The sequence below is a fragment of the Geodermatophilus sp. URMC 61 genome (assembly GCF_052931555.1).
Genome location: NZ_JBRFHZ010000002.1, coordinates 2,217,662 through 2,234,198 on the forward strand (window position 1 = coordinate 2,217,662; position 16,537 = coordinate 2,234,198).

At 74.0% G+C, this 16,537-nt stretch carries 14 protein-coding genes and 1 riboswitch; of the genes, 8 read left to right on the top strand and 6 right to left on the bottom strand.

The features are described 5' to 3' along the window. Nucleotides 1-32 precede the first annotated feature (32 nt). From fmdA (ACU610_RS10225) to ACU610_RS10235, 3 genes are all read left to right on the top strand, one after another. Nucleotides 33-1,286, top strand: a complete 1,254-nt coding sequence (gene fmdA, locus ACU610_RS10225; RefSeq protein ID WP_446767598.1) for a formamidase — start codon at nt 33-35, stop codon at nt 1,284-1,286. Between the two features lie 143 nt (nt 1,287-1,429). Next, the gene (fmdA, locus tag ACU610_RS10230; RefSeq protein WP_446767599.1) at nt 1,430-2,692 is read left to right on the top strand and encodes a formamidase; all 1,263 of its coding nucleotides are present in this window, start codon (nt 1,430-1,432) and stop codon (nt 2,690-2,692) included. 62 nt (nt 2,693-2,754) lie between these two features. Beyond that, nucleotides 2,755-3,027: an FmdB family zinc ribbon protein gene (locus tag ACU610_RS10235; RefSeq protein WP_446767600.1), complete on the top strand. Its 273-nt coding sequence runs from the start codon at nt 2,755-2,757 to the stop codon at nt 3,025-3,027. 137 nt (nt 3,028-3,164) lie between these two features. On the opposite strand, the gene ACU610_RS10240 is transcribed toward ACU610_RS10235, so the two are convergent. Next, complete coding sequence (locus ACU610_RS10240; protein ID WP_446767601.1) at nt 3,165-3,986, bottom strand: aggregation-promoting factor C-terminal-like domain-containing protein; 822 nt, start codon at nt 3,984-3,986, stop codon at nt 3,165-3,167. A gap of 218 nt (nt 3,987-4,204) precedes the next feature. Beyond that, a riboswitch (cyclic di-AMP (ydaO/yuaA leader) is annotated at nt 4,205-4,365 on the bottom strand. A 202-nt stretch (nt 4,366-4,567) separates the two neighbouring features. On the opposite strand from ACU610_RS10240, the gene ACU610_RS10245 reads away from it, so the two are divergent. After that, a complete protein-coding gene (locus ACU610_RS10245) occupies nt 4,568-5,677 on the top strand; it encodes an LLM class flavin-dependent oxidoreductase (RefSeq protein WP_446767602.1) in 1,110 nt (369 codons plus the stop codon). Then, on the top strand, nt 5,674-6,300 hold the full coding sequence (locus tag ACU610_RS10250) for an FMN reductase (RefSeq protein ID WP_446767603.1): 627 nt from the start codon (nt 5,674-5,676) through the stop codon (nt 6,298-6,300). The genes ACU610_RS10245 and ACU610_RS10250 overlap by 4 nt, the downstream gene beginning before the upstream one ends. 37 nt (nt 6,301-6,337) lie before the next feature. On the opposite strand, the gene ACU610_RS10255 is transcribed toward ACU610_RS10250, so the two are convergent. The 4 genes from ACU610_RS10255 to ACU610_RS10270 form a co-directional block, all read right to left on the bottom strand. After that, nucleotides 6,338-7,912, bottom strand: coding sequence for an FMN-binding glutamate synthase family protein (locus tag ACU610_RS10255; RefSeq protein ID WP_446767604.1), 1,575 nt, complete (start codon nt 7,910-7,912; stop codon nt 6,338-6,340). Nucleotides 7,913-8,090: 178 nt separating this feature from the next. Continuing rightward, nucleotides 8,091-9,632 carry a gluconokinase gene (locus ACU610_RS10260; RefSeq protein WP_446767605.1) on the bottom strand — a complete coding sequence of 514 codons (1,542 nt, stop codon included), beginning with the start codon at nt 9,630-9,632 and terminating at the stop codon, nt 8,091-8,093. A gap of 46 nt (nt 9,633-9,678) precedes the next feature. After that, nucleotides 9,679-10,305 carry a DivIVA domain-containing protein gene (locus ACU610_RS10265; RefSeq protein WP_446767606.1) on the bottom strand — a complete coding sequence of 209 codons (627 nt, stop codon included), beginning with the start codon at nt 10,303-10,305 and terminating at the stop codon, nt 9,679-9,681. Nucleotides 10,306-10,500: 195 nt separating this feature from the next. Then, a complete protein-coding gene (locus ACU610_RS10270) occupies nt 10,501-11,832 on the bottom strand; it encodes an MFS transporter (protein ID WP_446767607.1) in 1,332 nt (443 codons plus the stop codon). Between the two features lie 152 nt (nt 11,833-11,984). Between ACU610_RS10270 and ACU610_RS10275 the strand changes: the two genes are divergently transcribed. Then, nucleotides 11,985-12,617: a TetR/AcrR family transcriptional regulator gene (locus ACU610_RS10275; protein WP_446767608.1), complete on the top strand. Its 633-nt coding sequence runs from the start codon at nt 11,985-11,987 to the stop codon at nt 12,615-12,617. Between the two features lie 181 nt (nt 12,618-12,798). Beyond that, the gene (locus ACU610_RS10280) at nt 12,799-13,200 is read left to right on the top strand and encodes a cupin domain-containing protein (RefSeq protein WP_446767609.1); all 402 of its coding nucleotides are present in this window, start codon (nt 12,799-12,801) and stop codon (nt 13,198-13,200) included. Nucleotides 13,201-13,253: 53 nt separating this feature from the next. Here ACU610_RS10280 and ACU610_RS10285 read toward each other — a convergent pair whose 3' ends face one another. After that, nucleotides 13,254-14,522: a GAF domain-containing protein gene (locus tag ACU610_RS10285; RefSeq protein ID WP_446767610.1), complete on the bottom strand. Its 1,269-nt coding sequence runs from the start codon at nt 14,520-14,522 to the stop codon at nt 13,254-13,256. Between the two features lie 131 nt (nt 14,523-14,653). On the opposite strand from ACU610_RS10285, the gene ACU610_RS10290 reads away from it, so the two are divergent. Beyond that, on the top strand, nt 14,654-16,477 hold the full coding sequence (locus tag ACU610_RS10290) for a flavin-containing monooxygenase (RefSeq protein WP_446767611.1): 1,824 nt from the start codon (nt 14,654-14,656) through the stop codon (nt 16,475-16,477). Nucleotides 16,478-16,537: the final 60 nt, after the last annotated feature.

Below are 16,537 nucleotides of genomic sequence, written 5' to 3' on the forward strand. Positions count from 1 at the left end.
CCGCTCGGACCACTCAGACCTGGAGGTCAGCCATGCCGGACGTCGTGTTCCCGCTCGACTCCACGAAACCGTTCACCGAGCAGAAGTACACGGGCCACAACAGGTGGCACCCCGACATCCCGGCCGAGGTCAGCGTCCGCCCTGGGCAGACCTTCCGGGTGCACTGCCGTGAGTGGTTCGACGGGGCCATCCACAACGACGACTCGGCCGACGACGTCCGCGACGCACCGCTGCCGACGGTGCACCGGCTCAGCGGGCCCATCGCGGTCGAGGGAGCTGAGCCGGGGGACCTCCTGATCGTCGACATCCTCGACCTCGGTCCCATCCCCCAGGAGGACTCCGGCCCACTGGCCGGCCAGGGCTGGGGCTACACCGGCATCTTCGCCAGGCAGAACGGCGGCGGTTTCCTCACCGACCAGTTCCCCGACGCGTACAAGGTCATCTGGGACTTCTCCGGGCAGCGGGCGACGTCCCGGCACATCCCCGGAGTGTCCTTCACCGGCATCACCCACCCTGGCCTGATGGGGACGGCGCCCTCGGCGGACCTGCTGACCCGGTGGAATCGGCGGGAGCGCGCGCTGATCGCCACCGATCCCGACCGGGTGCCGCCGCTGGCACTCCCCCCGCTGCCGGACGAGGCGATCCTCGGCCGACTGGAGGGCGAGGAGTTCGACCGGGTCGCCGCGGAGGCCGCCCGCACCGCGCCACCGCGCGAGAACGGCGGCAACCAGGACATCAAGAACTTCACGAGAGGGACCCGGGTCTTCTACCCGGTCTTCGTGCCGGACGCGAAGCTGTCGATGGGTGACCTGCACTTCTCCCAGGGCGACGGGGAGATCACCTTCTGCGGCGCCATCGAGATGGGCGGCTTTATCGACCTCCACGTCGACCTCATCAAGGGCGGCATGGCGACCTACGGCGTAGGCGAGAACGCCATCTTCATGCCGGGCAACGTCGACCCGCGGTACGAGCGGTGGCTGGCCTTCTCCGGCACCTCGGTGACCCTGGACGACGAGCAGCGCTACCTGGACTCGCACCTGTCGTATCAGCGCGCCTGCCTGCACGCCATCGACTACCTGACCACGTTCGGCTACACGCCCGAGCAGGCCTACATGATCCTCGGGGCCGCGCCGATCGAGGGCCGGCTGTCCGGGGTGGTCGACATCCCCAACTCCTGCTCCACCGTCTACATCCCGACGGCGATCTTCGACTTCGACGTCACTCCCTCGGCGTCGGGGCCGACCCGGATCGACCCCGGGATGGGCGTTCCCCATTCCACCTACTGACGGACCGCGGTGCCGGGGCGCCTCGTGGTGCCCCGGCACCGGGGTGGTCCTCCGGAAGTCGGCCCGACCATCCCCGCACCAACCGGCGCACGGGCGCGCCCGTCGCCGCGCTCCCCTTTCCGCACCGCACCCGAGGAGTTCCCGTGCCCGAGGTCATCTTCGAGATCAACCGCGACCTGAGCGTGCCGATGGCACAGCAGGCGGTACCCGGACACAACCGCTGGCACCCGGACATCCCGCCGGCCAACACGGTCCGCTTGGGCGCCACCTACCGGATCGAGTGCAAGGACTGGACGGACGACCAGGTCCGCAACAGCGACGACGCCGAAGACATCCGCACCATGAACCTCGACCCCTGTCACGTCCTCAGCGGCCCCTTCGCGATCGAGGGGCTGGAGCCGGGAGACATGCTGGTGGTCGACATCGTCGACATCGGGCCGTTCGACGTCCAGCCATGGGGCTACACCGGTATCTTCGCCAAGGAGAACGGGGGCGGCTTCCTCACCGACTACTCCCCGGGAGCGTCCAAGGCGATCTGGGACCTCGACGGCATCTGGACCACCAGCCGGCACGTCCCGGGTGTGCGCTTCATCGGCAACTCCCACCCCGGGTTGTTCGGCTGCGCTCCCTCCGCCGAGCTGCTCGCCGAGTGGAACCGCCGCGAGCAGGCCCTCATCGACCTGAATCCCGACCGGGTGACCGGGGACATCCCCGCACACGGCGGCGAGACACCCGGCGCGCCTCAGGTGCCGGCGCTGGCCCTCCCGCCGCAGCCGAAGGACGCGCTCCTCGGCCGGCTGAGCGGCTCGGACCTCGAACGGGCCGCCGCCGAGGCCTGCCGCACGATCCCGCCCCGGGAGCACGGGGGGAACGTGGACATCAAGGACCTGGGCGTCGGGAGTCGGGTCTACATGCCGGTCTTCGTACCCGGTGGGCTGTTCTCCATCGGAGACCTCCACTTTGCGCAGGGCGACGGGGAGATCACCTTCTGCGGCGCCATCGAGATGCCCGGCTTCATCGACCTGCACTTCGACGTCATCAAGGGCGGGATGGAGCGGTACAAGACAGACATGCCGTTCTTCAAGCCCGGCCGGGTCGGCCCGAACTACTCGGAGTACCTGACCTTCGAGGGCATCAGCGTGGAGGACGGCCGGAACTACTACATGAACGCCACGGTCGCCTACCGCCGAGCCTGCCTCAACGCCATCAACTACCTGATGCCGGCGATGGACTGGACCTTCGAGCAGGCGTACCTGTTCCTCGGGGCGGCGCCCATCGACGGCCGGATCGGCGGCGTGGTGGACATCCCCAACAGCGCGGTCTCGCTCAGCATCCCGTTGTCGATCTTCGACCGGAGTCTCCTGCCGGAGGGTGCCGGCGGAGGTCGCGAGCTGGTCGCGGACTGACCGATCCCGGTCCGGGGCGGCGGCCCCGCCCCGGACCCTCAGCACCGGCAGGAGACGCCCCCGTGCCCCTCTACGAGTTCCGCTGTCCGCAGTGCGGCCCGTTCGACCTGCGACGGGACATGCAGGACGTCGCTGACGCCGCCGTCTGTCCCTCCTGCGACCAACCGGCCCGGCGGGTCTACGCCGTCTCAGGCGGCAGGCCATGGAGAGGGCCGCTGCGCGACGCCGGGAAGGCCGACCGCGCGCGCGTCGAGCGGGCGCGCAGCGGTGAACCGGTGGTCACCGGCCCTCCGGCCGGGCGCCGGTTCCCCCGACGGAGCGGGCACCACCACTGAGAACGACCGAGGGACCGCCCGTGCGGACGGCCCCTCGGTCGTAGCGTCGGACGGGCGCGGCGCGCCCCGGCAGGCCGTCGGCCCCGTCCCGGGTCCCGCCCTGAGCCTGCGAGGGGTGGGGAGGACGGGGTCCTCTCTCAGTACCAGCCGGTGGACTGCGAGTGCGCCCAGGCGCCGCACGGGCTGCCGTAGCGGCTGTCGATGTAGATGAGGCCGGCGTCGATCTGGCGGTAGCCGTCCGACGTCTTGGCGATGCCGGTGCTGGCCCAGGTCGAGTTCAGGAACTGCGGGATGCCGTAGGCGGTGCTGCTGGGGTTCTGCGCGTCGGGGTTCCAGCCGCTCTCCTTGCCCCACAGGTTCTCCAGGCAGCTGAACTGCTGGGCGCTGCCGACCTTGCTCATCGCGTAGTCCTTGAAGGAGCCCCGCGGCGCGGCGGACGACGCGGCGGGGGCCGCAGCCGATGCGGCGGCCTTCTCGGCGGCCTCGCGCTCCGCGGCCTCACGGGCGGCGGCCTCGGCCGCGGCCTTCTCGGCGGCCTCGCGGGCGGCCTGCTCGGCGGCGGCCTTCTCGGCGGCCTGGCGGTCCAGCTCGGCCTGCTCCGCGGCGGCCTGCGCCTGCGCGGCCTGTACCTCGGCGGCCTGGCGCTCGCTGCGGGAGGCGGCGAGGTCCTGCAGCGGGGCCAGCTCGGTGGCGGCCGGGGCGGCGAGCGGCTGCTGGGCCGACTCCTCGGTGATGCCGAGCTGCTCGGCCACGCTCATCGAGGCCGGGACCGTCTCGGTCTCGGCCTCGGCGGCCGGCTGGGCCCCGATGACGGTGCTGACGACGACCGCGCCGGCGGCGGCGGTGGCCAGCAGGATCGCCGGACGGCGGCCGCGGGCGGGCAGCCGCAGGCGACGGCGGGTGGTCCGGTCGGTGGGGGCGTCGGTGGCCGGGACGGCCGGGAACTGCTTGGTGTCCATCAGGTGGGGGGCTCCGTGGCGAGAGGGCGCGCGGGCTCGGTCCTCCGTGCAGAGGACAGCCCGGGGCGGCGCGGTCTACGGGGGCGTCGGCGGATCGCGGAGTGCCGGCGGGCGCGGTCGAGTGCCGGGTCAGCAGGCCGGGGAGGAGGCGCGAGGTGCGCGCGGCCGGGTGAGCCGGCGAGCCGCGAGGGCCCGTGGGCGGGGCATGCGACGAGCTCCGTTCTTCCGTGAGCCGCCTACCGAGTTAGCTGACGGGTTCGGGCGGGAAGCAGCCCTACCGGCCCGCGTCTCGTGCTCGCGGGCGGGATTCACCCCAGTACTGCGGTGGGTCCCCGGCTCGCGTCCGCTGGCGGCGGACACGACTCGGCGGCGTCCGACCAGGCTCCCCGAACGGGGACGAGACGACCGACCGGACGTGAGCCACCGTAGGGGCCGTTACCGTCCCGTGACAATCGCGTCGATCACATCGGGAACGTGAGTCACGTCGCAGTCCGGTGCCCGCCTCCCTCCGAGGGAGGCGGGCGAGGGGAATACCGACCGACCGGATGCGTTGCACCGGCCGGTAGTTGCACTCTCAACCAATGGAGACCGACATGCAGTTCGGCGTCTTCTCGGTCAGCGACATCACGACCGATCCCACCACCGGCCGCACGCCCACCGAGGCCGAGCGGATCCAGGCGATCGTCACCATCGCGAAGAAGGCCGAAGAGGTCGGGCTCGACGTCTTCGCCCTGGGCGAGCACCACAACCCGCCGTTCTTCTCCTCCTCGCCGACCACCACGCTGGCCTACATCGCCGCGCAGACGTCGCGGCTGCAGCTGTCCACGGCGACCACGCTGATCACGACCAACGACCCGGTGAAGATCGCCGAGGACTACGCGATGCTGCAGCACCTGGCCGGCGGCCGGGTCGACCTGATGATGGGCCGCGGCAACACCGGCCCGGTCTACCCGTGGTTCGGGCAGGACATCCGCAACGGCCTGCCGCTCGCGGTGGAGAACTACGCGCTGCTGCGCCGGCTGTGGGACACCGACGTCGTCGACTGGTCCGGGCAGTTCCGCACGCCGCTGCAGGGCTTCACCTCGACCCCGCGGCCGCTGGACGGGGTGGCGCCGTTCGTGTGGCACGGCTCGATCCGCTCCCCGCAGATCGCCGAGCAGGCCGCCTACTACGGCGACGGCTTCTTCTCCAACCACATCTTCTGGCCGGCCGAGCACACCGCCCGGATGGTGGAGTTCTACCGCCGCCGCTTCGAGCACCACGGCCACGGCGCCGCCGACCAGGCGATCGTCGGCCTGGGCGGGCAGGTGTTCATGCGGAAGAACAGCCAGGACGCGATCGCCGAGTTCCGGCCGTACTTCGACAACGCGCCGGTCTACGGCCACGGCCCGTCGCTGGAGGACTTCTCCCGCGAGACGCCGCTGACCGTCGGCTCCCCGCAGCAGGTCATCGAGCGGACCCTGGGCTTCCGTGAGTACGTCGGGGACTACCAGCGGCAGCTGTTCCTCATCGACCACGCCGGCCTGCCGCTGAAGACCGTGCTCGAGCAGCTGGACGTGCTCGGCGAGGAGGTCGTGCCGGTGCTGCGCCGCGAGTTCGCCGCGCTCAAGCCCGCGCACGTGCCCGACGCCCCCACCCACGCCTCGCTGGTCGCCGCGCGCCAGACCACCCCGGAGGAGGTCTCGGCATGACCACCCGCACCCTGGCCGTCGTCAGCGCCGGACTGTCGACCCCGTCGTCGACCCGGTTGCTGGCCGACCGGCTCACCGCCGCGACCGTCGCTGCCCTGCGCGAGCGGGGCGACGACGCGACCGTGGAGGTCGTCGAGCTGCGCACGCACGCCCGCGACCTCGCGGACGACCTGGTCACCGGGTTCGCCAACGAGTCGCTGCGCGCGGCGATCGACACGGTCGTCGGGGCCGACGGGCTCATCGCGGTGACGCCGGTCTTCTCGGCCTCCTACAGCGGGCTGTTCAAGACGTTCTTCGACGTCCTGGACAAGGACTCCCTCACCGGGACGCCGGTGCTGCTCGGCGCCACCGCGGGCACCGCCCGGCACTCGCTGGTCATCGAGCACGCGATGCGCCCGCTGTTCGCCTACCTGCGCGCCGTCCCCGCACCCACCGGCGTCTTCGCCGCGTCGGAGGACTGGGCCGGTGCCGGCGGGGTGGACGCCGAGCTGGCCCGCCGGATCGACCGTGCGGCCGGCGAGCTGGCCGACCTGGTCGCCGGTCGCCCTGCCCAGCGGCGCCCGGCCGACCCGTTCGCCGACGTCCCGTCCTTCGAGGAGCTGCTCCGCGGCACCGGCGCCTGACGCCCGGCCCCGTCCGGGGCCCCGGCCCGGCTCCCGCTCAGCGGACGGCGTCCTCCGAGGGGACGGCCGACCCGCCCTGCGGGGCCTCGGCCGTCATGATCCGGGCGATCTCGGCGCGGTCGGCGGCCGAGGGCAGTCCCCACCCGGGCTCGTAGCCGTAGACCTCCCCCAGCGGCGTGGACGCCGTGCGACCGGTGAGCACCTCGACGGACGAGGCGTCGATGAGCCCGGGGTGCTCGACGCCGCAGGCCTCGGCGACCTTGAGCAGGTCGCGGCGCAGCGTCCCGATGTAGTTGGCCGCCCGGACCGACTTCAGCCGCGGGTCCAGGCCGTGCGCCAGCCAGGGGTTCTGCGTCGCGACACCGGTCGGACAGGTGTCGGTGTGGCACTTCTGCGCCTGGATGCAGCCGATCGCGAGCATCGCCTCACGGCCGACGTTGACCATGTCGCAGCCGAGCGCGAACGCCACGATCGCGTTGTCGGGCAGGCCGAGCTTGCCCGCGCCGACGAAGGTCACCTGCTCGTGCAGCCCCGCGCGGGCGAAGACCGAGTGGACCCGCGCGAAGCCGAGCTGGAACGGCAGGGACACCGAGTCGGTGAAGATCAGCGGCGCCGCGCCGGTGCCGCCCTCGCCGCCGTCCACCGTCACGAAGTCCACGCCGCGGCCGGTGGTCGCCATCAGGTCGGTGAGCTCGTGCCAGAAGGCCATGTCGCCGACGGCGGACTTGATGCCGACGGGGAGCCCGGTCTCGGCGGCGAGCAGCTCCACCCAGTCGAGCATGCTGTCGGTGTCCGAGAACTCCGCGTGCCGGGACGGGCTGATGCAGTCCACGCCCTCCGGTACGCCGCGTGCCGCCGCGATCTCGGCCGACACCTTGGCGCCGGGGAGGACGCCGCCCAGGCTGGGTTTGGCGCCCTGGCTGAGCTTGACCTCCAGCGCCCGCACCGGCGCGGAGGCGACGAGGTCCTTGAGCCGCTGCAGGTCGAAACGGCCCTGCTCGTCCCGGCAGCCGAAGTAGGCCGTGCCGATCTGGAAGACCAGCTCACCACCGTGCCGGTGATGCACCGAGAGGCCGCCCTCGCCGGTGTTCTGCAGGCAGCCGGCCAGCGCCGCCCCGCGGTTGAGTGCCTCGATCGCGGCGCCGGACAGGGATCCGAAGCTCATCGCCGAGACGTTGACGACCGAGGCCGGCCGGAACGCCCGCGCCCGGCCGCGCGGACCGCCGAGCACCTTGGCGCTGGGCAGCGTCACGTCGTGGCCCGTGTGGACGGAGGTGGGCGGCACGGCCCGGCCGAACGTGCGGTGGTTGATGACCGGGTAGCCGGCGGTGAACTCCAGGTCGTTGTCGGTGCCGAAGCCGAAGTAGTTGTTGTCCCGCTTCGCCGATGCGTAGACCCAGCGCCGCTGGTCGCGCGTGAAGGGGCGCTCCTCGTTGTTGCCGGCCACGAGGTACTGGCGCAGTTCCGGGCCGATCGACTCCAGCAGGTAGCGCGCGTGACCGATCACCGGGAAGTTGCGCAGCAGCGTGTGCTCGCGCTGCAGCAGGTCGCGGGCGGCGACAGCGGCCAGGGCGGACAGTCCGGCACCGGCGAGGCGGAGAGTGCGACCCATCCCGCCACGATGCCACCCCCGGTCCGGTCACGGTGGGTCCGCCGCCGCGGGCGTCGGCGACGACCATCCCGCCCGGTTCCCCCGGCGCTGCGCCGGGGTGTTGCGGGGCAGGGGGAGAGGACCGCGGAGACCGCGCCCGGTCCACCAGGAGGCTCCCTCCTCGTGGACGGGCGGCGGGTCAGCCGGGGCCCGGCGGGGTGTCGTCCAGCGCGGTGAGGACGTCGGTGAGCGCGTCGGTGGAGCGCTCCACCAGCGGCCGCAGCTCGCGGTAGACGGTGACCTCGGCCGGGTCCGGCTCGACCGGGTCGTGCACGGTCACCAGCGCGGTCGCGGCGTCGAGGTCGGGCAGCGCGCCGAGCGCGTGCAGCCCGAGCAGGCAGGCGCCCAGGCCGGTGCCCTCCGGCGAGTCGGCCACCCGCACCGGCAGGTCGAGGGCGGCGGCGAGCGTGCGCACCCACAGCGACGAGGCCACCGCACCCCCGGTGGCGCGCACCTCCCGCACCGGGACGTCGGTCGCGGAGAAGGCGTCGCGCACCAGCGCGAGCTGCTGGCACACCCCCTCCACCGCGGCCCGGACCAGGTGCGGCCGGCGGTGCTCCCGGCGCAGCCCGAGGTAGGCCCCCCGCAGGCCCGAGCGCCACCACGGGGCCCGCTCCCCGAGCAGGTAGGGCAGGCACAGCAGCCCGGCGCTGCCCGGCGGCACCGACGCGGCCTCCTCGAGCAGCCGGGCGTCGAGCTCGTCGGCGGCCTCACCCTGCGGCTCGGGCTCACCCGGCTCGACGGCCAGCGCGAGGGAGGCCCAGCGCACCACCGACCCGCCGTTGTTCACCGCTCCCCCGACCACCCAGTGCTCGTCGGTGAGCGCGTAGCAGAACAACCGGCGGCCGGGGTCCACCCGAGGCGTGGGGACGACGACCCGCATCGCGCCGCTGGTGCCCAACGAGACCGCGGCGACCTCGGGGCGCACCGCGCCGACGCCGAGGTTGGCCAGCACCCCGTCCGAGGCCCCCACGACGACCGGGGTGTCCGCCGGCAGGCCGGTCGCGGCGGCCACGTCGGCGCGCAGGGCCGGCAGCACGGCGGTCGTGGGCAGCACCTCGCCGAGCTGGTCGACCCGCACGCCGGCGATGTCCAGGGCCTCGTCGTCCCATCGGCCGGCGCGGATGTCGTACATCCCGGTCGTCGAGGCGCACGAGCGGTCGACCACCTGCGGGCCGCCGCACAGCGCCGCGACGACGAGCTCCTTGACCCCGCCCCAGCGTGGTGTCGCGCCCACCCGGCCGCCGTCCTGCGCCCGCTCCCACGACAGCTTCACCAGCGGCGACATCGCGTGCACCGGCGTGCCCGTCCGGGCGTGCAGCGCGGGCGCGCGCCCGTCGGCGTGCAACGCCCGCGCCCACCCGGCGGCCCGGGCGTCGGCCCAGGTGACCACCGGCCCCAGCGGCGCGCCGTCGTCGTCCATCGGCACCAGTCCGTGCATGGCGGCCGACAGCGTGATCCCGACGACCCGGTCGCCGCGCTGCCGGGCGCGCCCGGCGATGGCCGTGAGCGCCTCGATCGCGGCCTGCGTCAGCCGGCCGGAGTGCAGCTCGGCGCGACCGGGGCCCGGCACCAGCAACGGGTAGCCGACGCTCGCCAGGTCGCGGACGCGGGCGTCGACACCGGCGGTCACCGCCTTCGTCGCCGTCGTCCCCGAGTCGAGCCCGACGACGACGTCCACGCGCACCTCCCGGTGGGGTCCTGCGGCCGGGCCCGACGCTAGCGGCTCACCCGGCCAGCGGCGCGCGGTCGGGTCGCTCCTCCCCGACCAGGGCCTGCAGCACCGCGTCGAGCCGTGCGGTCAGCCGGCGGACCTCGGCGTGCGCCCTCGCCAGCTGCTCCTCCGCCGCCGCCCGGGCGTCCTCGGCCTCGGCCCGCATGCGCTCGCAGTCGGCCACGGCGTCGTCCCTGACCTCGCGGGCCCGCCGCAGCAGCGCGTCGGCCTCGGCCCGCGCCACCGCGCGTATCCGGTCGGCGTCCACCGCGCCGGCCTCGGTCAGCCGGGCGGCCTCGTCCGCGGCCAACCGCAGGATCTCCCCGACCCGCTCGGAGGTCCGCACCTGCTCCCGGCCGGCCGGGGAGCAGGCCAGCAGCCGGCGGGAGATCTCCAGCTCCGCCGAGCAGGCGCCGTAGCGCGTCAGCAGGTCGTCGTTGGCCCGCCGCACGGCAAGCAGCTCGGTCCCCGCCCAGGCGACGTAGGTGTCGACCTGCAGCCGGTCGTAGCCGCGCAGGGCGGCGCGGAACACCGGCCGTGGCTCGACCAGGGCGTCGAGCTCCTCCGTGGGTCCGGGACCGGGCCTGGGAGACGGCAGCGCACCGGACCGGGAGACCAGGACCTCGTTGCGTCGGAACACCGCGCCTCCCTGCGTCCCCGATCCTGCCGAGGGCCGGACCGTGCCAGAACGCGGGGACCGGGTGTCGACGGCGCGCCCGGCGTGGCGGGGCGCGCCGGTGGTGTCCGCCGCCTGCGTGCCGGGTCCGCCACGGCGCGTGAGAGAGGGCTCCCTCGGCCCACCGTGGCAGGACCCTGCACGGGGCCGGGGTCTCTCTCAGCGGTAGGCCGAGCGCCCCCGCAGCCGGGCGCCGACGGCGACGACCAGCGGCGCCAGGACGACGCCGTCGCGGGCCAGCCGCGCGCGCAGCTGCCGCCGGTGCCGGACCACGCCGACGAGGCCGATGGCCCAGAACACGTACTGGACGGCGAACGCGGCACGGAAGGCGTCGAGCGAGTAGTCGGTCGAGCCGCCCGGGGTGAGCAGGTCGAGCACCGCGCCCACGGCCAGGACGGTGAGCAGCGAGGCGACGAACCCGCCGACGTTGACCACGCCGCTGGCGCTGCCCTGCCGCTCGGCGGGGTTCCAGGTGCGGGCGAAGTCGAAGCCGATCATCGAGCCGGGGCCGTTGGTCCCGAGGACGACCACCAGCAGCACCAGGAGCGGGAGCGGCGCGCGACCGGGCCACAACAGCACGACGGTCCACATCGCGGCGGTCGCGGCCAGGATGCCGAACACCAGCGAGGAGCGGCGCAGCGGCCAGCGGCCGCACAGCCGGCCGAACAGCGGGCCGACGATGATGCCCACGACCACGAGCAGGGTGAGCAGCCCGGCGGCGGTCCCGGGGCTCAGGCCCTCGCCGAGCACCAGGAACGGGTAGCCCCACAGGAGCGCGAAGACGGTGCCGGAGAACTGGGTGACCAGGTGGGTGTAGAGGCCGATGCGGGTCCCCGGCTCCCGCCAGGTCAGCGCCAGGCTGCGCCGCACCTCCGCGAGCCCGGCGGGAGCGGCCAGGGCGGTGCCGGGCGGAGCGTCGCGCAGCGCCACGACCACGAGGACGGCGACGAGCACGCTCACCGCTGCCGCGCCGAGGAAGGTGCTCTCCCAGGACGTCGAGTGCAGCAGCGCGACCAGCGGGTAGGCCGCGACGATCTGCCCGAACTGGCCGAGGATGCCGGTGAGCTGGGTGATCAGCGGGATGGTCCGGCCGGGGAACCAGAGCCCGACCACCCGCAGCACGCTGACGAAGGTCATGGCGTCACCGGCGCCGACGAGCACCCGCGCCGCGATCGCCGTCGGCACGTCGCCGGCCACCGCCAGGGTCGCCTGACCGGCGGCCATGGTCAGCGCGCCGGCCAGGATCAGCCGGCGCGAGCCGAAGCGGTCCAGCGCCACCCCCACCGGGACCTGCATCGCGGCGTAGACGACCAGCTGCAGCACGAGGAACAGCGAGATGGCCGAGGCGCCGGCGGAGAAGCGCTCCTGGGCCTCCACCCCGGCCACACCGAGGGAGGCCCGGTGGAAGACCGCGACGGTGTACGCGGCCAGCGCGATCAGCCACATCGCGTAGGCACGGGCCGTCGGTCGGGAGGTGGTCGCGGTGGTCACCCCAGGGACGACGCTGCGAGCGCCGCCGTCTCTTCCCGATCCGCCGGTGAGGTCTGTCACCGTGTCGGTGTGCCCGGTGCGGACACGCCGCCCGCCCGCCGCGTGGCGTCGGCGCGGGTCCGGCACCGGCCCGGGCCGATACAGTCCCGCGCGTGGTGGGTCTCGTCGAGCTCGGCGGCGACCCCACCGTGGACGACGCCCAGCGCCGAGGCCGGATCCTCGGTGCCCTGGCCACCTGCATGGCCGAGAAGGGCTACCGCGCCACGACCGTCGCCGACATCGCCCGGGTGGCCCGGGTGTCGAAGACCGTCCTCTACGCCCACTTCCGGGACAAGGAGGACTGCCTCCTCGAGCTGGTCTCCCGGGCCACGGACGAGGTCCTCGACGAGCTGCGCCGCAGCCAGCGGGAGGTCGCCGCGGCGGGGCTGCCGTGGCGCGACCGGCTGCACGCCACGGTCTCGACGCTGCTCTCCGCCCTCGCCTCCGGCCCGGAGGTGGCCTGGGCGGTGCTGGTGGAGGTGCAGGCCGCCGGCCGCAGCGGGCTGGCGCTGCGCCGCGACGTCCTCGACCGCTACGTGACCCTGCTGTGCGAGACCGCCGACGACCTGGTCGCCCGCTTCCCCGACGAGGTCCGCCCGGTCGGACCGGAGCTGGTGCTCGCCGCGGTCGGCGGCATCCACGAACTCATGCTGGCCCGCGTCGAGCGCGGCCAGGCCGCCCGGCTCACCGAGGACGCCGACGTGGCCGCGGCCGTCCTGGTCGGCCTGCTCGAACGCCGGACCTGAGAGAGGACCCCGTCCCGGCAGGCCCCGTCCAGAGGCTCGCCGCGAGCCTGCGAGCGGTGAGGAGGACGGGGTCCTTCAGGAATGACCGGCGCGGACCGGGGGCAGGAGGGACGTCGTCCGCCGGGCCCGACCGGGCCGCGGCCGCACCGACCCGTGCCCGACCGAGGAGAGGAGCCCCTCGATGGCGTCCGTCATCCACTACACCATCGCGACCGAGGCGGAGAAGTACGACGACTTCCGCCGCGTGCTGTGGACCGGCAAGAACACCCAGCTGGTCATCATGACCATCCCGCCGGGCGGTGAGATCGGCGAGGAGGTGCACGAGGACATCGACCAGATCCTCACCTTCGTCAGCGGCACCGGCGAGGCACGCATCTCGGGCAACAAGAAGCAGGTGGCGCAGGGCGACCTCGTCGTCGTCCCCGCCGGCACGAAGCACAACTTCGTCAACACCGGGCCGAACCCGCTGGTCCTCTACACCGTGTACGGCCCGCCGGAGCACGCCGACGGCGCGGTGCACCGGACCAAGGAGGAGGCCGACGCGGCCGAGGAGTCCGGCCAGGACGAGCCGCCGACCGAGTGAGCAGCCGGGTGGGGGTGCGCCGGCACCCCCACCCCCGTCCGGCCTGCTGACCGTCAGCCGCGCCGCAGCCGCTCCACCAGCGGCGCGGTGGACGCCGGGAGCAGCCGGGCGGCCGGCGTGGGCAGCCGGACCTCCACGGCGACGTCCTCGTCGACCCGGTAGGGCTGGGTCAGCAACACCGAGCCCAGCGTGCGGCGCAGCCGGGAGACCTCGGCGCGCACGGTGACCGTCCGGGTCGGGTCGCCGAAGAGGTCCGCAGCGAGCGCGGCGGCCGAGCGGCCCGCCGGGTGCCGGGTGAGGGCGAGCAGGATCTCGGCGTGCCGCAGGCTCAGCCCGGCCGTCCAGCTGCCGCTCGCCCCGGTCACCTGCACCTGCGGGCGGGGGCCGGCGAGGTCGAGCACCAGCCCGGCGGGCCGGTCGTCGTCCCCCGGGCCGGACGGGCGCAGCAGCCAGCCGCCGGGCAGCGGCTCGACGGTGCACCGGCCCAGCGCCGGCACCCACACCGGGCCGGCGTGCACCTCCTCGGGCAGCGCCACCCGGTCGGGCGCGGCCAGACCGGTCGCGGCAGCGGTGCAGCCGTCGACGCCCACCACCAGCGCCGGGCCGGTCAGGCGGGCGAGGATCGGCGCGGCCAGCGTCCGCAGCCGCTCGACGTGCCGGGAGTGGGCCTGCCGGAGCTCCTGGCCGGCCAGCGCGGCGACGGCGTCCACCAGGGCGATCGTGCTCGGGTGCACCGTCGAGGCGGGGCCGGAGAGGTCGACCACCCCGAGCACCCGGCCGGTGACCGGGTCGCGCAGCGGGGCGGCGGCGCAGGTCCAGGGCTGGTGGCCCTCGGCGTAGTGCTCGGCGGCGTGCACCTGCAGCGGGGCACGGACCACCACGCTGGTGCCGATGGCGTTGGTGCCGACGACGTCCTCGTCCCAGCAGGATCCCTCGACGAAGCCCAGCCGGTCGGCCCGCCGGCGCACCCCGGCGCCACCCTCTCGCCACAGCACCCGGCACCCGGCGTCCACGACGACCAGCACCTGCCCGGCGTCGCGGGCCACCGGGAGCAGGCGCTCGCGCAGCAGCGGCAGCAGCGGCGCCAGGCCGCTCTCGGCGCGGCGGCGCTCCAGCTCGGCGCCGTCCAGTGGGACGACGTCCGGTGTGCGGGAGGGGTCCAGCCCGCTGCCGCGCAGCCGGCGCCACGACGCGCCGATCACCGGGCGGGGCGCGGCGGGCGGGGTACCCCCGGCCAGGGCCGCGGCACGCACGCGCGCGAGCAGCCGGGTGTGCACGCGCGGGTCGGCTCCCGGCGGGAGGGCGCTCTGGACGACGGTCATGGGCAGCTCCTCGACTGTGACCTGCCGCACGACCATATGCCGTGCAACTCCCTGCAACGCCTCCCCTCCGTGTGCCCGGGCGGGTCTGCTGGGCGGCGACCCCGCCCGCGACGACGCAGGAGGCGCACCCCGTGACCCAGACAGTGGAACGACCGAGCGGCACCGGCACCCCCGCCGAGCGCACCGACACCTGGCTGGCCGCGTTCGAGGACGCGCTGACCGCCCAGGACGTCGACCGCGCGGCCGACCTCTTCGCCGCGACGAGCTTCTGGCGCGACCTCATCGCCTTCACCTGGAACATCACCACGGTCGAGGGGCCCGAGGGCGTCCGCGACCTGCTCACCGCCACCCTCGACGGCACCGACCCGAGCGGCTTCCGGACCACCGAGGAGCCGACCGAGGCCGACGGGACCATCACGGCGTGGATCGAGTTCGAGACCGCGGTCGGCCGGGGGCGCGGGCTGCTGCGGCTGCAGGAGGAGGGCGCCAAGGCGTTCACGCTGCTGACCACGCTGTACGAGCTCAAGGGGCACGAGGAGCCGCTCGGCCGGCGCCGGCCGATGGGCGCCGAGCACGGCGCGAACCGGGAGCGCACCACCTGGCTGGAGCGCCGGGAGCAGGAGGAGGCCGAACTCGGGTACACCACCCAGCCCCACGTGCTGGTCGTCGGGGGCGGGCAGGGCGGCATCGCCCTGGGCGCCCGCCTGCGGCAGCTCGGTGTCCCGGCCCTGGTGATCGACAAGCACGCGCGCCCCGGCGACCAGTGGCGCAGCCGCTACAAGTCGCTGTGTCTGCACGACCCGGTCTGGTACGACCACCTGCCCTACCTGAAGTTCCCGGACAACTGGCCGGTGTTCGCGCCCAAGGACAAGATCGGCGACTGGCTCGAGTCCTACGTCACGGTCATGGAGGTGCCCTACTGGGGCAGCACCGTGGCGCGCTCGGCGAGCTTCGACGAGTCGACCGGCGAGTGGACCGTGGAGGTCGAGCGCGACGGTCAGCCGCTCACCCTGCGCCCGAAGCAACTGGTGCTGGCCACCGGCATGTCCGGCAAGCCGAACGTCCCCCGGCTGCGCGGGCAGGACGTCTTCCGCGGCGAGCAGCACCACTCCTCGGCCCACCCCGGGCCGGACGAGTACAAGGGCAAGAAGGTCGTCGTCGTCGGCAGCAACAACTCAGCGTTCGACATCTGCGGCGCGCTGTGGGAGATCGGCGCCGACGTGACGATGGTGCAGCGCACCTCGACGCACATCGTGAAGAGCGACAGCCTCATGGAGATCGGCCTCGGCGACCTCTACTCCGAGCGGGCGCTGGCGGCGGGCGTGACCACCGAGAAGGCGGACCTGACCTTCGCCTCGATCCCCTACCGGATCATGCACGAGTTCCAGATCCCGCTGTACGAGCAGATGAGGGAGCGCGACGCCGACTTCTACCGGCGGATGCAGGACGCGGGCTTCTGGCTGGACTGGGGCGACGACGGCTCCGGCCTGTTCATGAAGTACCTGCGCCGCGGCTCGGGCTACTACATCGACGTGGGCGCGGCCGACCTCGTGGCCGACGGTGAGGTGAAGCTGGCGCACGGCCAGGTCGACCACCTCACCGAGGACGCCGTCGTCCTCGAGGACGGCACCGAGCTGCCCGCCGACCTCGTCGTCTACGCCACCGGCTACGGGTCGATGAACGGCTGGGCGGCCGACCTCATCTCCCAGGAGGTCGCCGACAAGGTGGGCAAGGTGTGGGGCCTGGGCTCGGACACCACCAAGGACCCGGGGCCGTGGGAGGGCGAGCAGCGCAACATGTGGAAGCCCACCCAGCAGGAGGCGCTGTGGTTCCACGGCGGCAACCTGCACCAGTCCCGGCACTACTCGCTGTACCTGGCGCTGCAGCTCAAGGCCCGTAGCGAGGGGATCCCCACCCCGGTCTACCGCCTGCAGGAGGTGCACCACACCTCCTGAGCACCCCTCTCCCCGAGTTGATCATGGGGTTGTCGCTCCCCGACGCGCGCCCGGTCAGCG